Source organism: Nocardia exalbida NBRC 100660, from assembly GCF_000308575.1.
Taxonomy (GTDB): Bacteria; Actinomycetota; Actinomycetes; order Mycobacteriales; family Mycobacteriaceae; genus Nocardia; species Nocardia exalbida.
Genome location: NZ_BAFZ01000025.1, coordinates 37,308 through 58,884, shown reverse-complemented (window position 1 = coordinate 58,884; position 21,577 = coordinate 37,308). Strand labels below are relative to the sequence as shown.

Genomic DNA, 21,577 nt, shown 5'->3' with positions numbered 1-21,577 from the left:
ACCGGTGGGTGGGGCGGGTGCCCGATGTTCAGCCCGGCGCTGGGTGAGCACCCAGCGCCGGAGTCGGCCGAGCGATACGGCTCGGCCCCGCGGTTCGGCGCCTTGTCGGCGCCCGCGAACTCAGCGCAGTGCGCGAGCCAGGTTGGCGTCCAGGGCGCCGAGGAATTCCTCGGTGCTCAGGTAGCCCTGGTCCCCGCCGACGAGCAGCGCGAGGTCCTTGGTCATCTGGCCGCCCTCGACGGTCTTGATGACCACGTCCTCGAGGGTCTGCGCGAAGCCGATGACCTCCGGGGTGTTGTCCAGCTTGCCGCGGTGCTCGAGCCCTCGGGTCCAGGCGAAGATGGACGCGATCGGGTTGGTCGAGGTCGGCTTGCCCTGCTGGTGCTGGCGGTAGTGCCGGGTGACGGTGCCGTGCGCGGCCTCGGCCTCACAGGTCTGCCCGTCCGGGGTGAGCAGCACCGACGTCATCAGGCCGAGCGAACCGAAGCCCTGGGCCACGGTGTCGGACTGCACGTCGCCGTCGTAGTTCTTGCACGCCCAGACGTAGCCGCCCTCCCACTTCATGGAGGAGGCCACCATGTCGTCGATGAGGCGGTGCTCGTAGGTCAGGCCCGCGGCGTCGAACTGGCTCTTGAACTCGGCGTCGAAGATGTCCTGGAAGGTGTCCTTGAACATGCCGTCGTAGGCCTTCAGGATGGTGTTCTTCGTCGACATGTACACCGGGTAGTTCTGCTGCAGGCCGTAGTTGAACGACGCCCGCGCGAAATCCTCGATGGACTTGCGGAAGTTGTACATGCCCATGACGACGCCGCCGTCCTCGGGCATCTTCACGACCTCGTGCACGATCGGCTCGCTGCCGTCGTCCGGGGTGAAGGTCAAGGTGACGGTGCCGCCCTGGAACACCTTGAAGTCGGTGGCGCGGTACTGGTCGCCGAACGCGTGGCGGCCGATGATGATCGGCTTGGTCCAGCCGGGAACGAGCCGGGGAACGTTCGAGATGATGATCGGGGCACGGAAGATGGTGCCGCCCAGAATGTTGCGAATGGTGCCGTTGGGCGAACGCCACATCTTCTTGAGGCCGAATTCCTTGACCCGCGCCTCGTCCGGGGTGATGGTGGCGCACTTCACACCGACACCGTGCCGCTTGATGGCTTCGGCGGCGTCGACGGTGACCTGGTCGTCTGTCTTGTCGCGGTACTCGATGCCCAGGTCGTAATACTCCAGGTTCACATCGAGATAGGGGTGGATCAGCTTGTCCTTGATGAACTGCCAGATGATCCGGGTCATCTCGTCGCCGTCGAGTTCTACGACGGTGCCTTCAACCTTGATCTTGGACATGGATCTTCGTGTCCTCCTAGGATGGTGCCCTCATTGCACGGCCAGGCGAACACGCTTGTGAGCGGACCCCAGCTGTTCCAACAGACAACGTATATGTCCCGCGTTGTCGGCGAGACGTGTGGTGCAAACAAGACGAGCGTACTGCTGCCCGAGTCCTCACCGCACGGGCAGCCCCCGGAGTGAGCTGCGCCACCTTTGTTACCGATTGGTAGGTCTGCGACGGCTTCGAGCACCGCGAAGGGCGTCCACGCAACCGTCGTCGCCATGATCCGCCTTCCGTCCGAGCCCGGCAACCATCCGGCACACGACGAGGTCCGCGCGGCCTCACCGGCGTCGCGCGGACCTCGTTCGCGGTGGATCAGACCCCGACCGGGATCCGGGCCCCCTCCTCGGAACCTTCGATCAGGTTCTCCGGCCGGTCCCGGATCATCAGCGCGATGATCGGGACGGCCGCGAGGAAGAACCCGGCGCCGACGTAGAAGGCCACGTCGTAGCTGTGGATCGCGGCCCGCGCGGCCAGGTTGTCGATGCCCGGGTTGTCCTGCGCGAAGGACTTCGCGACCTGCACCGAGATCGTGGTCAGCAGCGCCGTCCCGACCGCGCCGCCGACCTGCTGCGCCGCGTTCAGCAGCGCGGAGGCGACACCGGAGTCCGCTTCCTCGACCTGATGCAGCGCGACCGTCTGCATGCCGACGAACAACGGGCCCATCCCGAGCGCGATGAGCACCTGCGCGGGCAGCACGCCGGCCAGGAAGCTGTCGCCATAGCTCAGCTGGGCCAGCAGCAGCAGGCCGATGACGCCCAGCACGGCGCCGGCCAGCATCAGCGGACGCGGGCCGAGCTTCGGCAGCAGAGCGCTGGTGACACCCGCCGAGATCGCGATGCCCGCCGGGAAGGGCAGGAACGCGAAGCCCGCCTTCAGCGCGGAGTAGCCGAGCGTGATCTGGAAGTAGAAACTCAGGAACAGGAACATCGCGAACATCGCGATCGGGATGAGCAGCGCGGCGAGGAAGGCGCCGCCGCGGTTGATCTCACCCGGGATGTGCAGTGGCAGCAGCGGGTTCGAGGAGCGCCGTTCGATCGCCACGAAGGCGACGAGCAGAGCCAGTCCGGCGACGAGCAGCCCCAAGGTGCTGCCCGCCAGCCAGCCGTCGTCGGCGGCGCGGCTGAAGCCGTAGACGATGGCGATCAGGCCGAGCGTCACCGTGACGGCACCGGGCACGTCATAACCCCCGCTGCGCGGCGCAGGCACGTCCTTCGCCACCCATGCCAGCGCCCCGACCAGCGCGAGCAGCGCGATCGGCGTGTTGACCAGCAGGCACCAGCGCCACGAGGCGTACTCGGTGAGCGCGCCGCCCGCGATCAGGCCGAGCGCCGCGCCGCCCGCGGAAATGCCCGCGAACACGCCGAACGCGGTTGCCCGCTCTCCGGGCTCGGTGAAGGTCACCGACAGCAGCGAGAGCGCGGCCGGGGCCAGCAGCGCGGCGAACGCGCCCTGCAACGCGCGCCCGGCGAACAGTTCCGCGCCGGTTTGAGCGAGCCCGGCCAGCGCCGAAGCGCCCGCGAAGCCGATCAGGCCGACGATGAAGATCCGGCGGCGGCCGAGGTAGTCGGCCAGCCTGCCGCCCAGCAGCAGCAAGCCGCCGAAGATCAGCGTGTAAGCGGTGAGCATCCATTGCCGGTTGCCGTCGCTGATGTCGAGATCACGCTGCGCGAACGGCAGCGAGATGGTCACGATGGTGGCGTCCAGCACCACCATGAGCTGGGCCAATGCGATCACGGTCAGCGCGAGCCAGCGCGCTGAAGCGGCCGATTTCCGCGGCGCGTGCGCCGCTGTCCCGGGTTCCGTCACGGTCGTCTCCTCGTCCTTCGATGTCGGAGACCATCCTGTCATCGAGCGACATTTGTCGTCAAGAGAAAAGTGTCGTAGTACGACATTTGACCGTTAAGGACAGGAAAACAACAGGTTGCGTTACCATGGGGTCATGCTCGAGTCATCGACGCCGATGGGCGCGAGCGCTGCGGCCGACCGCGCCGCGAGCGCCCCCGCGACCCCAGGGCTGCGCGAACGCAAGAAGCAGCAGACGAGGTTGCGCATCATCGCGGCCGCCCTGGATCTGTGCGACACGCAGGGCTTCGACGCGACCACGATCGAGCAGATCGCCAATGTGGCGGACGTCTCGCCGCGCACGATCAACCGTTATTTCGAGAGCAAAGAGGACATCGTCCTCGGGCCGGTCCAGGATTTCGGGCGCACGATCGCCGAGACGCTGCGCGAGCAGCCACGCACGGGCAACGAACTACAGGCGCTGCTCGCGGCCTTCCTGCACGTGGTCGATCAAGCCGCCGAGGGTGGCGAGGCCGACCCGTTGTCGTTCCGGCAGTTCCAGAAGATGCAACGGATCCTGCGCAGCAGCCCTTCGGTCAGCGCGCGCAGCACGGAACTCGCCGACGACAAGAACACGGCGATCGCGGCGGTGGTCGCCGAGCGCCTCGGCACCGAACCGGACGCGCGCGCGGTGCGGCTACTCGTCGGCACCTGGCAACTGATCGGCCACATCGGCATGGAGTGCTCCGACGATGCGTTCCTCGACGAGGACCTTGCGACCGCGACCAGGGCCGGGCGCACCGCGTTCACCGAGGCGTACGACGAATTCGTACGCACCTGCTGCGGGGCGGCGACCGTCTCGGACCAGTGAGTTCGGCGGAGGATTTCGGACGCCGACCGCCCGCCGGTTATGATGCCGGGCAGGTTATGAGTACCAGCGTCAAGCCCCGGCTCGCTGGTCGGCAACCCTCCAACCGCGGTGGGGTGCTCCGGGTGATGACCTGGCTCCCGAGAGTCGGGAGCAAGCGCGTAACAGGAGGTCGCCGGCATGTGTTGTTGTTCGTTACCCACACACCGCTAACCCTTGCTGTACCGGCGAACACCTTTTGGGAGCAAACCATGAGTGAATTCACCGCGCCCGGGACCGAGCGGGACCCGGCAGCGCCGTACAGCCGCGTGGCCGCCACCGTGGACATTCCGGGCGATCTACGCGCCGGCTTCGCGACGGCGGCGACGTGACCGTGAGCACCGAACCGAGCACGCGGACCTCCGGCAACGTCCTGCCGCCCCCGGATGGACAGCTCGGCACCATCGCCATCGGGGACGTGCGACTGGAGAACGGCGCGGTCATCCCGGACGTCCACCTCGCGGTGCAGCGCTGGGGTGAACTCTCCCCCGGACTGGACAACATCGTGCTGGTCGAGCACGCGCTGACCGGCGACTCGCACGTCGTCGGCAAGCCCGACGACGTGCACGAGATGCCCGGCTGGTGGGACGGCATGGTCGGCCCGGGTGCTCCGCTGGACACCGACGAATGGTGTGTGATCGCGACGAACGTGCTCGGCGGCTGCAAGGGCAGCACCGGGCCGTCGAGTCCCGCGCCGGACGGGAAGCCTTGGGGCGCAAGGTTTCCCGAGATCTCCATTCGCGATCAGGTGACCGCCGAGGCCGCTCTGCTCGACGTGCTCGGTGTCGAGCGGCTCGCCGCCGTTGTCGGCGGGTCGATGGGCGGCATGCGGGTGCTGGAGTGGATGGTCGGCGCACCGGAGCGGGTCGCCGCGGCGCTGGTGCTCGCGGTCGGCGCCCGCGCCACCGCCGACCAGATCGGTACCCAGACCACCCAGATCGCGGCGATCAAGGCCGATCCGGACTGGCAGGGCGGCGACTATCACGGCACCGGCCGCGCCCCGCTGACGGGCATGGCCCTGGCCCGGCGGATCGCACACCTGACCTACCGCACCGAATTCGAGCTCGACCACCGGTTCGAGAACAAGCCCCAGGGCGACGAGGACCCGCGACACGGCGGCCGCTACGCGGTGCAGAGCTACCTGGACCACCAGGCCGAAAAGCTGTGCAAGCGCTTCGATCCCGCCACCTACGTGCTGCTGACCGAGGCGATGAACCGGCACGACGTCGGCCGGGGCCGGGGCGGCATCGAGGCGGCGCTCGCGGCGACGCCGGTGCCGTGCGTGGTCGGCGGCGTCGACTCCGACCGGCTGTACCCGCTGCGGACCCAGCAGGAACTCGCCGATCTGCTGCCCGGTTGCGACGGACTGGAAGTCGTGCACTCCCGCGACGGGCACGACGGATTCCTCACCGAGGCGGCGGCGGTCTCGAAGCTGCTGACCGAGACCATGCGACTAGCCCGGGCGGGTGTGCGACCCGAACGCTGAAGGTCCGCCGCGCCGAAGCGTCCGCGCGCGACGTTCCGAGCACTGTCCGCCCCGCGCTCAGAGCGCCGCGCCTCGTCGCGCCGCCTCGATCCGGTTGATGTTGCTCTCGATCCAATCCCGCAGCGCCGCGATCGGCGTGCGCAGGCTGTGGCCGAGGTCGGTGAGGGTGTAGTCGACCCGGGGCGGGACCGTCGGATGCACTGTGCGCGTGACGAATCCGTCCGCCTCCAATTGCCGCAGAGTTTGCGTCAGCATCTTCTGGGAGATGCCCTCGATGCGGTTGCGCAGATCGGTGTAGCGCATGGTGCCGTCCGCGAGTGCGTCGATGATCAGCACCGTCCATTTGCCCGCGATGTGGTCGAGAACCTCCCGCGTAGGGCACTTCGCGGAGTACACGTCCGCGGGGAGACCGGAACCTTCGAGGTATGTGGGCACCTTTCGGAGTGTAGCGCACTATTTAGTGCCTTCTTCCTATTCGAGTGTCACTCTCCGATAGTAAGAATCATGGAAACGCAGACGCTTTCGGTCGCCGAAGCCATTCGAACCCGCCGCACCGTCCGGCATTACCGGGCCGATCCGGTAGCGCCGGAGCTGCTCGAAGAACTCCTCGACCTGACCATGCAGGCCCCGAGCGCCTGGAACATGCAGGACCGGTCGGTCGTCGTGGTGACCGGCGAAGCCGGCCGCCGGGCCCTGCACGAAGCCGCGTTCGGCCAGCCCCAACCGCTCGAGGCGCCGGTGGTGCTGGTCTTCCTCGCCGATGTCGACGCCTGGCGCGCGGGCAATGCCGATATCGCCGAACTCGCCGGCCGCAGCGGCGCGTGGAACGCCGACTTCACCGCCATGTTCGACACCCGCGCGGAGTATCACGCGCTCGAACGGCACGGCCTGCTGCGGGAGAACGCGGTGAAGAACGCGATGATCGCGGCCACCTACGCGATGCTGGCGGCCACCGGCCTCGGACTGGCCTCGGCCCCGATGAACGGGTGGGACGCCGAACTGGTGAAGCATGCCGTCGGCGTCGGCGATCGCGCCGATCTGGCTGTCGCGGTCCTGGTCACGGTCGGTTACAGCGACACCGTTCCGCCTCATCCCGGCCGCCGTCCGCGCGAGCGGACGGTTTTCGCCGAGCGATACGCGGCCGCCCGCTGACCCCGCTGGGCGACCCGGCGGGGGCGCCCCTTCCCGAGCGGTCAGCCGACGCCGAGCGTGTTGATCGTGGCCGCCAGGAACAGGATGCTCGAGCCGAGCAGCGTCAGCGCGCCCACATCGAAGGGCTTGCTGCGCACCGCGAGCAGCCCGACCCGCGCGGTCGGCAGGCACAGCCGGAACGCCGCCGCCAACAGCGTCGCACCACCGAAGAAGAACGCCCCGCGCCGCCACCGATCGGACGCGACGAACACCACCGCCACCACGATGACCAGCGTCACAACCACCATCGGCAGCTGGGAGCGCAGAAACTGCGCCCCCGCACTGCGGCGCCCGGAGATAGGCGCGTCGGCATCGGTCACCCCCCGATTCTTGCAGACCCGCCGTTCCGGGCCCGCCGGAGGTCTCTGAGCCCGGAGAAACGCCAAGCGATCCGGACGAATCCCACCAACGCGCAGGTTAGGGGCTAAAACCGTCCGCCGTTCCCTATCCCGGCGATGGCCGGGACTGATAGAACTCCTCGGAATCGTCCGGGGGGTCAGAGCCTCCCGGCTCATCAGGAAAGGTCCACGATGGTCCAACAGCCACCACCTCCGCCCTACGGGCAGAATCAGCCTTCTTACCCGTACCCGCCCCAGCCGCCGCGGAAACGCCGGATCTGGCCATGGGTTCTGATCGGGGGGCTAATTCTGCTGTGCGGTGGCTGCTTCGGCATTGTCAGCCTTGCCGCCAACGACACCAAGGACTCTGCGTCGAGCACCGGCAACCACGCGGCCGCATCAGGCGGACCGGCGGCCCCTGCAAAATCCGATGCGGCACCCTTGGGCACGGAAGTCCGCGATGGGAAGTTCGGCTTCGTGGTGACCGGTGTAGAGGCGGGTGTGCCGTCGGTCGGAACGAATCCATATTTGAAGAAGGATGCTCAGGGCAAATTCGTCCTGGTTCGGGTGACGGTCACCAACACCGGAAACAAGCCGCAAACCTACTTCGGCCAGAACCAAAAGCTGATCGACAGCCAGGGACGACAGTTCACTAACGATACGACCGCCGAAATCAACGTGAACGACAGCGGGGTGATCGGAGCCGAGATCAATCCCGGCAACAAGTTGAACGTCGTCTTGGTCTTCGATGTCTCGCCCGACGCGGAACCAGCCCAGATCGAGTTCCACGATTCTGCGTTCTCCGGAGGGGCGCGGGCGTCTCTGCGGTGACGGATGACGCGAGGGGCTCCCCTTCCGGCAAGGGAGGGGAATCTCCCCAGTTCGCGGTCTGATCCACGGTCACTCGGATGGATGCCCACCTGATCGACTGGCACCCGTGTTCCATCCGATGTTCCACGAGCCGAGGATCACCACTCGCGGAACGTCGGCCGCACCGCGAAAGGCCGGACTATCCAGCGGCAGGCAAGGGTAGTGCGTAGGCAACGGAAACGCGGGTCGGGCCTTCTACCGAGGCCACGTTCCTGGAATCCATCGCCAACGACGAAATCGAGGCCATCGATCTCACCCGGACAGATCTGTTGCGGATGGCCGAGTTGGTGCGAAAGCTGCCCGACTGATCGTCGGTCGCTCTCGCCAACCTGATTGACTGGCACCCGTGTTCCATCTGATGTTCCACGAGCCGTGCATTCCGCCGAATACCGGCAACGCGATCCGGTTGGTCGCGGGGGCCGGGTGCCATCTGCATCTGATCGAGCCGTTGGGGTTCGATCTGTCGGAGCCGAAGTTGCGCCGGGCGGGGTTGGATTACCACGATCTGGCGTCGGTGACGGTGCATGCGAATCTGGCGGCGGCGTGGGAGGCGTTGCGGCCGGAGCGGGTCTTCGCGTTCACGACGCAGGCCACCACTCGGTTCACGGAGGTGGCCTACCGCGAGAACGACGTGCTGCTGTTCGGCACCGAGCCCACCGGCCTGCCCGCGGAGGTGCTGGCGGACCCGCACGTCACCGACCGGCTGCGCATCCCGATGGTGCCCGGCCGTCGCTCCATGAACCTCTCCAATGCTGCCGCCGTCACCGTCTACGAAGCCTGGCGTCAACTCGGATTCCCCGGCGGTGTCTGATCCGCTCCGTCCATCTTCTGTGCGGAACCCACAGCGAGACAGCGTGTCAGGGTAGGTCGATCTCGAATCGTTTGAAGCGCGATGTCGCGCCCGCCGCCAGCCGGACGGCGGACTTGGCGACTCCGAAGTGTTCGGCGAGCAACTCGATGGCCGCCTTGTTGGCTTTGCCCTCGACGGCCGGAGCCCGCACGTACAGGTGCAGGCTGCCGTCGTCGAGGGTTTCCACCAGCGGGCCCTTACGGCTGTTCGGTTTGATCGTCGCCCTGACCACCGTCGGCACGCTTGCCTCCTGCGCTGGTTTCCGCGCCCTCGGCGGCGCTGCTCGCGGACTTCGCGGGCGCTGATTCTCCCGCACCCGAGGCGGGCTTCCGGCGGCGGCGCACCAGGCGCACGATGCCCCACAGCACGGCGGCCGCCACCGCCAGGAAGCCGAGCCACGGAATCGCCTTGCCGCTGAACACGACCGCGTCCCGCAGCCAGTCCACCAGGGAGTTCCAGCCCGCGACGATGCCGTCCCAGAAGCTGTCGGGGTCGTCGCCGGGCTTGTTCTTATCGGTGGTGATCTCGATGGTCAGCGTGGACAGGGCGACCTGGTCGTCGAGCCGCCGCTTCTGCGCGGTGAGGCTGTCCAGTTCGCCCTGGCGGCTGGACAGCGCCTGTTCGGCGGCGAGCAGGTCGGAGGTGCTGGTGGCGCCCGCGATGAGCGCGCGCAGCCGCTCGACCGAGGCTTGCAGCGCCTTGATCCGCGCGTCCAGGTCCTCCCACTGCATGGTGACGTCGTCGCGGTTGGTGGTGACCCGGGTGACCAGCCCGACCCCGCCGAGGCCCGCGATGAACGCGTCGGTCTTGTCCGCGGGCAGCCGGACGACGAGCGTGGCGCTGGGCTCGGTGTCGTCGGTGCCGGGCTGCTCGGTGCGGCTGTCGACCCGGCCGCCGGCGGCGCGCACCTGGTCGATGATCGCGCCCGCGGCGGCGACGGGCGCGCCCGCGGTGATCTCGACGCTGCCGGTGACCACTTCCTTGCGTAGGGACACGGGCTCGCCGCCGGAGTTGTTGTCCCGCTTCGGGGGCGCCAGTTCGTGTGCTCCCGGCGGCACGAGCGCGGGGGCGGCGGGCCCGGTGATCGCCGTCGACGTCCGGTCTCGAGCGGGCTGGGGGTTATCGGCACCGCAGCCGGCGAGCAGACTCAACCCCAGCACGCCGACACACAGCACAGCAAGCTTCCTCATGCCTGGCACAGTAGCCCTTTGCGCTGCGCGAACAGCCCCGCATAACCGTTTCCTAGAACGCTTCTAATACTTCTTTAATGCACCGGCTCAACGGAAGTCGCGCGACTTGGACGCCATCCGCAGATCCATGCGCTGTAGATGTTCGGCGACCACGCTGACCACGCCCTCGGCATTCTGCACCCGGCCGCGGATGAGCAGAGCGGCTGCGCCCTGGGCGAGACGCCGGTACCGCCGCCACAGCCCCAGCGAGCAGACGATGTTCACCATGCCGGTTTCGTCTTCCAGATTGAGGAAGGTGACGCCCTCGGCGGTGGCGGGACGCTGCCGGTGCGTCACCGCGCCGCCCACCAGCACCCGCGAGCCGTCGGGCACGGCGAGCAGGCCGGAGGCCGGTATCACGCCGAGCGTGTCGAGGTGCGGGCGCAGGAACTCCGTCGGATAACTGCCCGGCGAGACGCCCGTGGCCCATACGTCGGCGGCGGCCAGTTCCAGATCGCTCATCCCGGGCAGGGCGGGCGCGGTGGTGGCCGCGCCGGTACCGGGCAACCGGTCCGGGCGCTCGCCCGCGGCAGCGCCCGCCGCCCAGAGCGCTTCGCGGCGGGTGCTGCCGAGGCTGCCGAGCGCGCCCGCCGTGGCGAGCGATTCCGCCTGGGCGACAGTGAGTTCCACCCGCCCGGTCAGGTCGAGGAAGGACGTGTAGGGCCGCTCGCCCCTGGCGGTGACGATGCGTTCGGCGAGGTCGTCGCCGATCTGGCGGATCGCGGCGAGACCGAGGCGCACCTCGGTGCCCTTCGCCTCGAGGGTGGGCTCGGCCCTGCTGGCGTTGACGTCGGGGCCGTGCACCGCGACCGCGTGCCTGCGCGCGTCGGCGACCAGCGACTGCGGCGAGTAGAACCCCATCGGCTGGGCGCGCAGCAGACCCGCGCAGAAGGCGGCGGGATGATGCAGTTTGAACCAGGCCGAGTAGTACACGATCGCGGCGAAGCTCTGCGAATGACTCTCGGGGAAGCCGAAATTCGCGAAGGCGTAGAGCTTCTCGTAGATGCGGTCGGCGACTTCGCCGGTGATGCCGTGACGCTCGCGCATGCCCTGGTAGAGCCGCGCCTCGAGGCGCTTCATGCGTTCCGGTGACCGCTTGGAGCCCATGGCGCGGCGCAGTTGATCGGCTTCGACAGCGGTGAATCCGGCGACGTCGACGGCCATCTGCATGAGCTGCTCCTGGAACAGCGGCACGCCGAGCGTGCGTTCCAGCGCGTTCTTCAGCGCCGGATGGTCGTAGACGACGTCCTCCACACCGTTGCGCCTGCGGATGTAGGGATGCACCGAACCGCCCTGGATCGGGCCGGGACGGATCAGCGCCACCTCCACCACCAGGTCGTAGAAGCTGCGCGGCCGCAGCCGGGGCAGGGTGGCCATCTGCGCACGCGACTCGACCTGGAAGACGCCGACCGAGTCCGCGCGCGAGAGCATCTCGTAGACCTCGGGTTCGGCCAGGTCGAGCGAGTGCAGCTCGACGGTCTCGCCTTTGTGCTCGCGCACCAGGTCGATCATGTAGTGCAGTGCGGAGAGCATGCCGAGGCCGAGCATGTCGAACTTCACCAGATCGATGCCGGCGCAATCGTCCTTGTCCCACTGCAAGACGCTGCGGCCGGGCATGCGCGCCCACTCCACCGGGCAGACGTCGGCGATCGGCCGGTCGCAGATCACCATGCCGCCGGAGTGGATGCCGAGATGCCGCGGCAACCCCTCGATATCGGCGGCCAGTTCCAGGACCTCGGCGGGGATGTCGGTGTTCGTCTCGGCGCCGACCCCGGTCCAGCGGCTCACCCGCTTGCTCCACGCGTCCTGCTGACCGGGCGAAAAACCCAGCGCCCGCGCGGCATCGCGCACCGCGGACTTGCCGCGATAGGTGATCACGTTGGCCACCTGCGCGGCGTACTCGCGGCCGTACTTGCGGTAGACGTGCTGGATCGCCTCTTCGCGGCGGTCGGATTCGATGTCGACATCGATATCCGGCGGACCGTCGCGCTCCGGGGAGAGAAAGCGCTCGAACAGCAACTGGTTGCACACCGGGTCGACATTGGTGATGCCGATCGCGTAGCAGACCGCGGAGTTGGCCGCCGAGCCGCGACCCTGACAGAGGATGTCGTTGTTCTTGCAGAAGCTGACGATGTCGTGCACCACCAGGAAGTAGCCGGGGAATTCCAGCTTGCCGATCACCGCGAGTTCGTGCTCGATCTGCCGGTATGCCTCCGGGTTCTCCTCCGGCGGCCCGTAGCGCGCCGCGGCGCCCGCCATGGTGAGTTCGCGCAACCAGGACTGCTCGTCGTGTCCGGCGGGCACGTCGAAGGGCGGCAGGTGCGGGGCGATCAGCTTCAGGTCGAAGGCGCATTCGCGAGCCAGTGCCGCCGCGTTCGCCACCGCCTGCGGGCAGTCGGCGAACAACCGCGCCATCTCCGCCCCGGACCGCAGGTGCGCGCCGCCCACCGGGGCCAGCCAGCCCGCGATCTCGTCCAGGCTCTGCCTGGCCCGGATCGCCGCCAGCGCCATGGCTCGGCGACGCTGGCCAGGCGCGGCGAAATGCGCCCCGGTGGTGGCGAGCACGGGCAGGCCGAGACGATCGGCCAAGGCGATGAGGTGAGCGTTGCGCTCATCGTCCTCCGGGACGCCGTGATGGGTGAGTTCCACGCTCACCCGGTCGGTTCCGAAGCGCTCGGTCAGGTCACGCAGCGCCGCTTCCGCGCGCTCGAGCCGGGTGCCGCCGCTGCGTAAGTCGAGCTCGAGCGCCTGGCGCAGGTGGCCCTTCCGGCACCCGGTCAAGATGTGCCAGTGCCCATCGGCCGCCGCGGTGAGCGTGTCGAGGTCGTAGCGCAGGATGCCTTTCTCTCCGGCGGCCATGTGCGCGGCGGCGATCTCGCGGGAGAGCCTGCGGTAGCCCTCCTGGCCACGAGCCAGCACCAGCAGGTGCGGCCCGGCCGGGTCCGGCGCGCCGGTGCGCGGCGCCGAGTCGGGTGCGGCGGCGTGCCCGCGCGCGGTGCCGGGAACGTGGGGTTCGGATGCCGTGCCGAGCGACAGTTCGGCTCCGAAGACAGTGGGCATCCCCCACTCCTTGGCCGCCTCGGCGAAGCGGACGGTGCCGTAGAAGCCGTCGTGATCGGTGAGCGCGATCGCCGCCAAGCCGAGCCGCACCGCCTCCTCCACCAGCTCCTCCGGATGGCTGGCGCCGTCCAGGAAGCTGTAGGCCGAATGCGCGTGCAGCTCCGCGTACGGGACCGGCGGTTCCGCGGCGCGCAGCACCGGCTCGGGCCGGTACTCGCCGCGCTTGCGCGACCACGCCGGGCTGTCGCCGCCGTCGCCCTGGACCACCGCATCGGGATTCGTCCGTCCGGAGCGCCCGGACAGCACCCGCTCCATCTCCGCCCAGCTGGGCGGACCGTTTCCCCAGCCCACAACTCACCTCCTCGTCTCGAACATACATTCGATTCAGGTCGATGTACAGGCTGGTCAGGCCACCGAAAGACGTTCGACGGAACCGGCGGCGAGGGCGGCTTCGACACCGCTCAAGCGAGTCCGGATGAGCGCGCCGTAGGCATCGGAGGCCAGGACGTCGAGATGCCCGCGCGCGATGGCCAATTGCATCCTGGCCACTTCGAACTCGCCGACCCGGCGGTGACTGTCGGCCAGGTTCAGATAGAGCGACGGCAAGAAACCGCGCAGACCTTCGTCCAGCGGCACGCCGGGAGCGAACACCGCGGCCAGCGCGCGCTGATCCCAGCGCAGTGCCTCGGCGGCCTCCTCCTGGAGGTCGGCGAGATGGTGGGCGACCACGCAGCGTTGCAGCGCTCCACCGTGTTCGCCGAGTTCACCCCAGAGCTTTTCCAACGCCCGCCGCCCCGCCGCCGGGTCGACGCCACCGAGCCGCACCGCGGCAAACACCTCCGCCATCCGATCGTCCGACATGCGCAGAGTATCGCACATATGTTCGAACGTTTCGACAGTTGCTCGAACGTTTCGCACACCCGGAAAAACCCCGCACCCGTGCGGTTCTCGAAGACGCCGAGCCGCGCCGGGCGACACGCCGCCGCCATCGGGCCTGGCGCTCGCGACTGTGACCACGGCCACTTGGCAGGGAACTTACTTCAGAGTAAGTTTCATTTCGACCACACCTGCAAAGGAGCAGCGATGACCGACGCATCCGCCGAACCCGCCCGGCGCGGGCGCCGCAACCGCGACCTCACCGGACGGCACGTTCTCATCACGGGGGCGTCCTCCGGAATCGGCCGGGCGGCGGCGCTGGCGGTCGCGGGCAAGGGCGCCACGGTGTTCCTGCTCGCGCGCCGGGGCGAGGAACTCACCGCCGTCGTCGACGAGATCAGGGCGGCGGGCGGCTCGGCCTACGGATACTCCTGCGACGTCACCGATTCCGACTCCGTGGACCAGGTGCTCGAGACCGTCCTGGCCGAGCACGGCCACGTCGACATGCTGGTGAACAACGCGGGCCGTTCGATCCGCCGTGCCATCCACCGCTCCACCGATCGGATGCACGACTTCGAACGCACCATGGCCGTCAACTACTTCGGCGCGCTGCGGCTGACGCTGGCCCTGCTGCCGCAGATGCGGGAACGCAAGTTCGGGCACATCGTCAATATCAGCAGCGCGGGCGTGCAGGTGGCCACGCCGCGGTTCTCCGCATATCTGGCCAGCAAGGCGGCGTTGGACAAGTTCACCGAGGTGGCGGCCGTCGAGACCATGGCCGACGGCGTCACGTTCACCACCATCCACATGCCGCTGGTGCGCACGCCGATGATCACCCCGAGCGGCGACCAGGGCCCCGCCGAGTCGCCCGAGTGGGCGGCCGCGACCATCGTGCGGGCGCTGACCGAACGCCCCAAGCGCATCGACGTGCCGCTGGGCACCATCGCCGAATACGGCGCGCTGCTCACCCCGAAGATCCGCGACCGTGTCCTGCACCGCTACTACCGCGCTCTGCCCGACTCCCCCGCGGCCAAGGGCGAGCCGACCGAGCCCGACGACGAACAGGTCGTACCCGTCGACTCGCTTCCCGTGCGACGGCCCAGTTCGGCCGCGCGGCGCGTCACGGGCACGGCCTTGCGCCGGGCCGCCCGATTGGTGCCCGGTACGCATTGGTGAACCTCAGCCGGCCAGGAACGGCCGGACGGTCGCGGCGAACTCCTGGTAGCGGTCGCGATGGATGCTGTGGCCGCAGGTGAAGGTGGTCACGGTGCAGTCGGCGAGGCCGGCTCGCAGGTCGGCGAGTTTGTCCGGATCCACCATGCCGCCCGGTCCGCCGCACAACACCAGGGTGGGTGCGATGATGTCGGAGAGCCGGTCCCACCATTCCGGGTTCGGCTTGCGGAACTGCTCCAGCGCCGTCTTCGTCATGGCACGGTCGAACGCGACCACCGCGCGCGGGTGGCGCACCAGGCTGGATGTGGCGTGCCACAACTCGGGCACGGTGGGAAACCGGCGGGTCAGGCGCATTTCCTCGACGCCGGATCGCAGCGGAAGCGGGCACTCCTCCATGACCAGCCGCCGCGCCAGCTCCGGTCGTTCCTGCGCGACGCGCGACACCGCGTAACCGCCGAGCGAATGCCCGACCAGATCCACCGCGGGCAGCTCCAGATGTTCGCAGAGGCGCAGCAGATCATCGCCGAACTCGTCGAAGAGGTAGGAATCGGTATGTGAGCTACGACCGTGTCCGCGCAGATCGGGAATGATCACTCGGCGCCCGGATTGCACCAGCACACGCGCGAATCGGTCCCACGTGTGCCCGTCGCCGCCCATGCCGTGCACCAGCAGTACAGGGATGTCGCTGACGGCGCCCACCCCCGAATCGCGATAGGCGATCCGCACGTTTCCGAATGTCACCTGGTCCAGCGTCAGATCCACGACCAACGAGGATACCGGCAGTCATGCACTCCCCCTGCGTCATGTAGCGCGGATCACCGCCGGAAGAGGTGTAGTACGGGACCTGGGCTTCCTGAAGCTCGCGAAGACTCATGCGAATCAAGGTGTTTCGACTCGCTCGATAAATGGCTGGTGCGAGAGCGAGCCCGGAACAATACTCACCGCATGCCCTCCTTCGCCGACTTCGACCGCCGCGACTACCGCACCGTCGATGTCGCCACGGGATACGACGGATGGGCGCCCACCTACGAGCAGACGGTCCTGGACGAAATGGATCTCGTTCTGCTCGGGCGATTGCGGTTGGACCTCGGCCGGGTGCGGCGCGCGGCGGATCTGGGCTGCGGCACCGGGCGCACCGGAACGTGGCTGCGGGACAACGGGTCGACGCACATCGACGGGGTCGACGTGAGCGAGGGAATGCTGGCGCTGGCCGCCGAACGCGGCGCCCACACCACGCTGACCCGCGCGGATGTGCGGGACACGGGTCTGCCGGGCGGCGCCTACGACCTGGTGATCGCGTCGCTGATCGACGAGCACCTACCCGAACTCGCGCCGTTCTACGCGGAGGCGTGGCGCCTGGCCGCACCGGGCGCCCGGTGCGTATTGGTCAGCTACCACCCGCAGTTCATCATGGTGTCGGGAATGCCGACGCACTACACCGACCCTTCCGGCGAACCGGTGGCGATCAGCACCCATCTGCACTTGATCAGCGAGCACCTGTCGGCCGGCCTGGCCGCCGGATGGGTCCTCACCGAGGTGGCCGAGGCACTGGTGGACGACGCGTTCCTGGCCCGCAAGCCGAAATGGGCTGCCCTGCGCGGACATCCGTTCACGTTGGCGACGGTGTGGTCGCGGCCGGAGTGAACCAGCCGCCGGACCCGGGTGCGGTGACGGCGGCAGCGCCTGGTCTCCGACGCCGATTCCGTTCCGGGCCAAGCCGGTACCGGCCGAGAGCAACCCGAGGTCGGCGGGCGGGTAACTGTTGTGGCCCTCAGTCGTAAAGTCCCTCGGCGCGCCAGGTTTCGGCGCGGTAGACCAGCAGCAGCACTCGGCTGGGGGCGGGAGCGTCGTCGAGTTGGACCTGGGCGCGGGCGGTGAGTTCCGCGTCGTCCGCATCGGGCGCCCACCAGCGTTCGTCCACCGGCCACGGGCCCGCCCAGCCGGTCAGCCGCCACTGTTTGCTCCCCCAGCGCAGCAGTGCCGGCTCGGCGTCGAACATGGCGCGGTCGGTGACCTTGACGGGCGCGCCGTCGGCGGTTTCGAGTCGCACCAGCGGACGGTTCAGCAGAAGTACGGCGGGGGCGGGCTCGGGCAGCCGGCCCGGCCATGGTTGCGCGGGGTCGGCCGCGGGGACGAGTTCGTCACCCAGCGTGACCATGGTGATTCGTTCCGCGGGCCCGCGTCCGCCGCTCAGCACGCCGACCCGCACCGCTTCCCCGCCCAGCAACCCTTGCACCCGGATGAGCGCGCGCCGGGCTCGCTCGTCCTCTTCCCCGGCCCCGCCCCACAGCCCGAGTTGCAGCGCGCCCGCCGTGACCACCTCGACAGGTTCCAGCCGCAGCACGGTGATGGGCGCGGTGGGCCGCGCGCCGTCGCGCCGGGTGAGCCAGCCGTCCAGCTGCCAGCGCACCCGGTCCGCCGTGTCCTCCGGGGTGAGCGGCTCGGCGCAGCGCCAGATCCGCGCGAGATCCTCCCCCGCCGCGGTTTCCGCGTGTACCGAGAGCCTGGTGCAGGCCAGTCCGGCCTCCGCGAGCGCGCTGTGCAGCCGGGTGGCGAGCAGGCGACCGGCGAAGGCGGCCGCGTCGACCCGCTCGATCGGCGGATCACAGCGATACTCCACCACCAGATCCGGCGGCGGCTGCCGGGCGGACGGCGGACGCTCCGGCTGGGCCCTGGCGCATCGGTGCGCGAGCACGGCGTCGGTCCCGAACCGGGAGGCGACCTCCGCCGCGGAGAGCGCGGCGAAATCACCGATCCGGCGCAGACCCAAGCGGTGCAGCAGATCGACCAGATCGGCGCGTTCCGGGGCGGCCAGGCTGGGCTCCACCGCGAGTTCCCCGATCGGCAGCGGCGCGAGAAACCGCGCACCCGCCCCCACCGGCACGATCGCGGCCCGCCGGGCGGCGATCACCGCCGTGGACAACTCGTCGGCGATCCCGATCTGCGCTTCCGCCCCGGCCGCGGCCACCGCGTCGACCAGGCGCTCGGCCGCCGCCTCCTCGGACCCGAAGAATCGCGCCGCACCGCGCGCGGCGAGCACGAGCAGTCCGGGGCGCAGTACCTCCACACCGGGCACCGTCGCGGCCACCGCCGCGACCAGCGGTTCGAACAGCCGCGCGTCCCGGTCCTGATCCTGCTGCGCGAGGAACAGCTCGGGGCACCGCGCCTGCGCCTCTCGGCGCTTCAGGCCGCGGCGCACCCCTTCGGCTCGGGCGATCGCCGAACAGGCCACCACCCGGTTGGCGAACAGCACCGCCACCGGCCGCGTCGCGGGCAGTCCCGCCGACGCCGCCGCGGCGACCGCGGGCCAGTCCGGGCACCACAGGGCGAGCACCCGCTTCGACCCGGGCCGGATCACGGCGACGAACGACTTTCGTCCCCCACGGGTGCACTCACGAGACCGCCTCCTGCGTGTCGGCGACTTCGGCTGTCCGGGCGGATTTCTCGCGCAGCACCCATTCCACGCGCCCCGCATTCGGGCACAGATCCAGCCGTCCGCGCCGCGGCGGTCCCGCCTTGCCACGCACCTCGACCGTCAAGCCGAGCGAACGCAAGCGCCCGCGCCCGCGGCCGAGTCCGGCATAACCCGCGATGCGGGCGTCGAGCTGGAGGGACGCGCCGGGCCAGCGACCGTCGGCGACCACGAGGGTGGCGCCCTTGTTGCGGGCGCGGGCCGCGATCACCCGGCTGCGAGCGGGCGCGACGGCGCCGCCGCCGAGTCCGAGCACGACCAGATCGAGCCCGTCGAGCAGCACCGCGGCCACCTCCACCGGATCGGGACCGGGGTCGGCGATCACGGCCAGCCGCCGCAGCTGCGCCCCCATCTCCACCGCGGCGAGCAGACCGAGCCGGGGCATGCCCACCACCGCGGCATGCCCACCGCCCTCGGTCACCGCGGCGAGCAGACCGGCCAGCAGCGAACTCGCCCCCGTGTACGCCACCACGGAACCCTTGGGCAGGCCACCATCGGGCAACAGGGGCGCGAGCGCCGCAGGCACCGGCAATGCCGCGCGGCGCGATTCGGCGCCGAGCGGGACCCGCTGCGCCGTGGATTCACCACGCCCCGGCACCGCGGCCATGCGTCTGCGCAGTTCAGCCAGGGAGGGAGCATCTTCCCGCCCACCATCGCGCCGCAGCGCTCCCCGATTCACCCCTCCCTGCGATATCGCATCCGAACCCATCTCAACCACCCACTTCCCACGATGGACCCGAGGCGAAGCATGGCGGAACCGCCCTCGCTTTCGAGCGCAGCACCGATTCAGCTATCGATTGATATCGAATATACGTTCGATACCGACACAGTAGAAACCGACCCCTGGGTTTCGTCAAGAGCGGAGGCCTTCGTGTCGCGCCGTCCCCGCCGAGGTGAAAGTGCCCGGCTCGGCAAACCGGCCCCCGCAACCACCGCCATGGGCCGGAAATCCGCGATCCCTTCCGAGCGACGTGATTCTCGATGCGAGGAGCGAACCCGGCGCCCGCCCGGCTACGACGCGACGGCACCCATTCATCGGTATGGTGTGTGGCACGCATCCCGACCGAGCGTCAGCGAGCGGGCGCGGCACATGGCCGTGCCCCGTGTCTCGCCCTATGCGCGAACACGAATCAGGCCAGCTAGCCTCATTTTCCGCTACCCTGCACCCGTGACCGAACGCGCTCGTCCCACTGTCGGCCCCCAATATCTCGTCGCAGGCCGCTATCGCCTCCAGTCGAAGCTGGGCGGCGGCGGCATGGGCGCGGTCTGGCTGGCGCACGATCGCCTGCTCGACCGGGACGTCGCGATCAAGCAGGTGCTCACCACGGCCGGGCTCGGTGAGGCAGAAGCGGAGGCGGTCCGCAACCAGATCCTGCACGAGGGCCGGGTCGCCGCGAAACTCTCGCACGACCACGCGATCGCCGTGTACGACGTGGTGCTCGAGGCCGGTGAGCCCTGGTTGGTGATGGAACACCTACCCTCCCGCAGCGTCGCGAAGGCGCTCGCGCTGGTCGACACGCTGCCGCCGATCGAGGTCGCGCAGATCGGCGCCCAGGTCGCCGACGCGCTCGCCGCCGCGCACGCGGTCGGCATCGTGCACCGGGATATCAAGCCGGGCAACATCCTCGTCGCCGACCGCGGCCCCGGCGTGGGTATGGCGAAACTCAGCGACTTCGGTATCTCCCGTGGCGCGGGCGATCTGTCCGACGAACCGGACGGCGTGATCACCGGCACCCCCTCCTATCTGCCCCCCGAGGTGGCGCGCGGAGCCCAGCCGACCAAGGCCAGCGACGTGTTCTCCCTGGGCGCCACGCTCTACACCGCGATCGAAGGGCAGCCGCCGTTCGGCTTCGACGAGGACAGCGATGTCATCGTGCATCGCGCCGCCATGGCGCAGATCATCCCGCCGACCCGCAGCGGTGTGCTCACCCAGGCCCTGCTGCACATGATGGAGCCCGCGCCGCAGCGCCGCCCGACCATGGCCGAGGCGCGGGACGAGATACTCACCGCCGCTTTCGGTCCCGGCACCGGGCCGCACATTCTCGGCGCGCCCGTCCGTACCGAGGACGGAACCATCCCCTCCTGGGCCGCGCGCAATTCGGCGTCCGGGATCCGCAGCCCGCACTCCACCCCGCTGCCCCGCCCGCACCGCAACCACGTGGGCGCGACCGCGGCCGCTACCCCGCAGCGCGCCAGGAATCCCCAGCCGAACAATGCCCCTCTGGCCATCGCCGTGGGACTGCTGATCGGCCTGATCATCATCATCGGGATCATCGTCGCGGTCCTTTGACGTCGCCGCACCGCACCGGCAGGCGCGCGGCCGTCAGTCGATGCGGCGGCGGTGGGCCCAGCGGGTCAGGGCGTTGCGGTTGGACTGCTGGGTCTTGCGCAGCACGTTGGAGGCGTGCGTCTCCACGGTTTTGACGGAGATGAACAGGGATTCGGCGATCTCACGGTAGGTGTAGCCGCGCGCGAGCAGGCGCAACACCTCCAACTCGCGCGGGGTCAGCGAGTCGAGTTCGGGATCCAGGGGTGGTTCGGGTACCGGGGACCTTCCGGTGAACGAGTCCAGCACGAAGCCTGCCAGGCGCGGGCTGAAGACCGCATCGCCGCCCGCCACCCGGCGGATGCCGTCGGCCAGCTCGGATCCCGAAATCGTCTTCGTCACATACCCTCTGGCCCCCGCCCGGATCACCGCGATCACGTCCTCCGCCGCATCGGACACGCTCAGCGCCAGGCACACCGGCCCCGGCTCGATGCCGGCCAGCACCGCCACCCCGCCGCCGTCGGGCATGTGCACGTCGAGCAGGACGACGTCCGGGCGCTCGGCGTTGATCCCGGCCACCGCCTCCGCCACCCCACCGGCCTCCCCGACCACCTCCATGTCCGCCTCCCGGCTCAACTCCGCACGCACACCCGACCGGAAAACGGCGTGATCATCGACGAGAAAGACCCGCAC

The 21,577-nt window shown here is 69.4% G+C and carries 20 protein-coding genes and 1 riboswitch; of the genes, 8 read left to right on the top strand and 12 right to left on the bottom strand.

Annotation, left to right across the window (positions count from 1 at the left end; genetic code table 11):
- Nucleotides 1-120 precede the first annotated feature (120 nt).
- The gene (locus ON29_RS05220) at nucleotides 121-1,338 is read right to left on the bottom strand and encodes an NADP-dependent isocitrate dehydrogenase (RefSeq protein ID WP_040864988.1); all 1,218 of its coding nucleotides are present in this window, start codon (nucleotides 1,336-1,338) and stop codon (nucleotides 121-123) included.
- A 358-nt stretch (nucleotides 1,339-1,696) separates the two neighbouring features.
- Nucleotides 1,697-3,190 (bottom strand): MFS transporter, encoded by a 1,494-nt coding sequence (locus ON29_RS05215; protein WP_051174886.1) that lies wholly within the window; start codon nucleotides 3,188-3,190, stop codon nucleotides 1,697-1,699.
- A 133-nt stretch (nucleotides 3,191-3,323) separates the two neighbouring features.
- Here ON29_RS05215 and ON29_RS05210 point away from each other — a divergent pair, with 133 nt between their 5' ends.
- Both ON29_RS05210 and metX read left to right on the top strand, forming a co-directional pair.
- Entirely contained in the window at nucleotides 3,324-4,037 is a 714-nt protein-coding gene (locus ON29_RS05210) for a TetR family transcriptional regulator (RefSeq protein ID WP_083863250.1), read from the top strand.
- 52 nt (nucleotides 4,038-4,089) lie between these two features.
- A riboswitch (SAM riboswitch) is annotated at nucleotides 4,090-4,200 on the top strand.
- Between the two features lie 201 nt (nucleotides 4,201-4,401).
- Nucleotides 4,402-5,559, top strand: a complete 1,158-nt coding sequence (gene metX, locus ON29_RS05205; protein WP_083863249.1) for a homoserine O-acetyltransferase MetX — start codon at nucleotides 4,402-4,404, stop codon at nucleotides 5,557-5,559.
- Between the two features lie 57 nt (nucleotides 5,560-5,616).
- Here metX and ON29_RS05200 read toward each other — a convergent pair whose 3' ends face one another.
- Nucleotides 5,617-5,994 (bottom strand): winged helix-turn-helix transcriptional regulator, encoded by a 378-nt coding sequence (locus ON29_RS05200; protein ID WP_040864986.1) that lies wholly within the window; start codon nucleotides 5,992-5,994, stop codon nucleotides 5,617-5,619.
- A 69-nt stretch (nucleotides 5,995-6,063) separates the two neighbouring features.
- Between ON29_RS05200 and ON29_RS05195 the strand changes: the two genes are divergently transcribed.
- Nucleotides 6,064-6,711, top strand: a complete 648-nt coding sequence (locus tag ON29_RS05195) for a nitroreductase family protein (RefSeq protein ID WP_040864985.1) — start codon at nucleotides 6,064-6,066, stop codon at nucleotides 6,709-6,711.
- Nucleotides 6,712-6,752: 41 nt separating this feature from the next.
- Here the strand turns inward: ON29_RS05195 and ON29_RS05190 are convergent, their stop codons facing one another.
- A complete protein-coding gene (locus tag ON29_RS05190) occupies nucleotides 6,753-6,998 on the bottom strand; it encodes a DUF3017 domain-containing protein (protein ID WP_051174893.1) in 246 nt (81 codons plus the stop codon).
- A gap of 282 nt (nucleotides 6,999-7,280) precedes the next feature.
- On the opposite strand from ON29_RS05190, the gene ON29_RS05185 reads away from it, so the two are divergent.
- A complete protein-coding gene (locus ON29_RS05185; RefSeq protein WP_063825243.1) occupies nucleotides 7,281-7,919 on the top strand; it encodes a DUF4352 domain-containing protein in 639 nt (212 codons plus the stop codon).
- Nucleotides 7,920-8,304: 385 nt separating this feature from the next.
- On the top strand, nucleotides 8,305-8,769 hold the full coding sequence (locus ON29_RS05180) for a tRNA (cytidine(34)-2'-O)-methyltransferase (RefSeq protein WP_040864984.1): 465 nt from the start codon (nucleotides 8,305-8,307) through the stop codon (nucleotides 8,767-8,769).
- A gap of 46 nt (nucleotides 8,770-8,815) precedes the next feature.
- Here ON29_RS05180 and ON29_RS05175 read toward each other — a convergent pair whose 3' ends face one another.
- From ON29_RS05175 to ON29_RS05160, 4 genes are all read right to left on the bottom strand, one after another.
- Nucleotides 8,816-9,049 carry a DUF167 domain-containing protein gene (locus ON29_RS05175; protein ID WP_040864983.1) on the bottom strand — a complete coding sequence of 78 codons (234 nt, stop codon included), beginning with the start codon at nucleotides 9,047-9,049 and terminating at the stop codon, nucleotides 8,816-8,818.
- Nucleotides 9,006-9,998 carry a DUF4349 domain-containing protein gene (locus ON29_RS05170; RefSeq protein ID WP_083863248.1) on the bottom strand — a complete coding sequence of 331 codons (993 nt, stop codon included), beginning with the start codon at nucleotides 9,996-9,998 and terminating at the stop codon, nucleotides 9,006-9,008. The genes ON29_RS05175 and ON29_RS05170 overlap by 44 nt, the downstream gene beginning before the upstream one ends.
- Nucleotides 9,999-10,085: 87 nt before the next feature.
- A complete protein-coding gene (locus ON29_RS05165) occupies nucleotides 10,086-13,448 on the bottom strand; it encodes an error-prone DNA polymerase (protein WP_040864982.1) in 3,363 nt (1,120 codons plus the stop codon).
- A 54-nt stretch (nucleotides 13,449-13,502) separates the two neighbouring features.
- On the bottom strand, nucleotides 13,503-13,958 hold the full coding sequence (locus ON29_RS05160; protein ID WP_040864981.1) for a hypothetical protein: 456 nt from the start codon (nucleotides 13,956-13,958) through the stop codon (nucleotides 13,503-13,505).
- A 222-nt stretch (nucleotides 13,959-14,180) separates the two neighbouring features.
- Here ON29_RS05160 and ON29_RS05155 point away from each other — a divergent pair, with 222 nt between their 5' ends.
- Nucleotides 14,181-15,149 carry an SDR family NAD(P)-dependent oxidoreductase gene (locus ON29_RS05155; protein WP_040864980.1) on the top strand — a complete coding sequence of 323 codons (969 nt, stop codon included), beginning with the start codon at nucleotides 14,181-14,183 and terminating at the stop codon, nucleotides 15,147-15,149.
- Between the two features lie 3 nt (nucleotides 15,150-15,152).
- On the opposite strand, the gene ON29_RS05150 is transcribed toward ON29_RS05155, so the two are convergent.
- Nucleotides 15,153-15,908: an alpha/beta fold hydrolase gene (locus ON29_RS05150; RefSeq protein WP_051174883.1), complete on the bottom strand. Its 756-nt coding sequence runs from the start codon at nucleotides 15,906-15,908 to the stop codon at nucleotides 15,153-15,155.
- Nucleotides 15,909-16,091: 183 nt separating this feature from the next.
- On the opposite strand from ON29_RS05150, the gene ON29_RS05145 reads away from it, so the two are divergent.
- On the top strand, nucleotides 16,092-16,790 hold the full coding sequence (locus ON29_RS05145; protein ID WP_040864979.1) for a class I SAM-dependent DNA methyltransferase: 699 nt from the start codon (nucleotides 16,092-16,094) through the stop codon (nucleotides 16,788-16,790).
- Between the two features lie 127 nt (nucleotides 16,791-16,917).
- On the opposite strand, the gene ON29_RS05140 is transcribed toward ON29_RS05145, so the two are convergent.
- A complete protein-coding gene (locus ON29_RS05140) occupies nucleotides 16,918-18,504 on the bottom strand; it encodes a DNA polymerase Y family protein (protein ID WP_245548827.1) in 1,587 nt (528 codons plus the stop codon).
- Nucleotides 18,505-18,538: 34 nt separating this feature from the next.
- Nucleotides 18,539-19,225, bottom strand: coding sequence for a DnaE2-dependent mutagenesis accessory factor ImuA' (gene imuA' / locus ON29_RS05135; protein WP_245548830.1), 687 nt, complete (start codon nucleotides 19,223-19,225; stop codon nucleotides 18,539-18,541).
- Between the two features lie 561 nt (nucleotides 19,226-19,786).
- Here imuA' and ON29_RS05130 point away from each other — a divergent pair.
- Nucleotides 19,787-20,908 carry a serine/threonine-protein kinase gene (locus ON29_RS05130; RefSeq protein ID WP_040864977.1) on the top strand — a complete coding sequence of 374 codons (1,122 nt, stop codon included), beginning with the start codon at nucleotides 19,787-19,789 and terminating at the stop codon, nucleotides 20,906-20,908.
- 33 nt (nucleotides 20,909-20,941) lie between these two features.
- Here ON29_RS05130 and ON29_RS05125 read toward each other — a convergent pair whose 3' ends face one another.
- Nucleotides 20,942-21,577, bottom strand: a complete 636-nt coding sequence (locus ON29_RS05125) for a response regulator (RefSeq protein WP_040865043.1) — start codon at nucleotides 21,575-21,577, stop codon at nucleotides 20,942-20,944.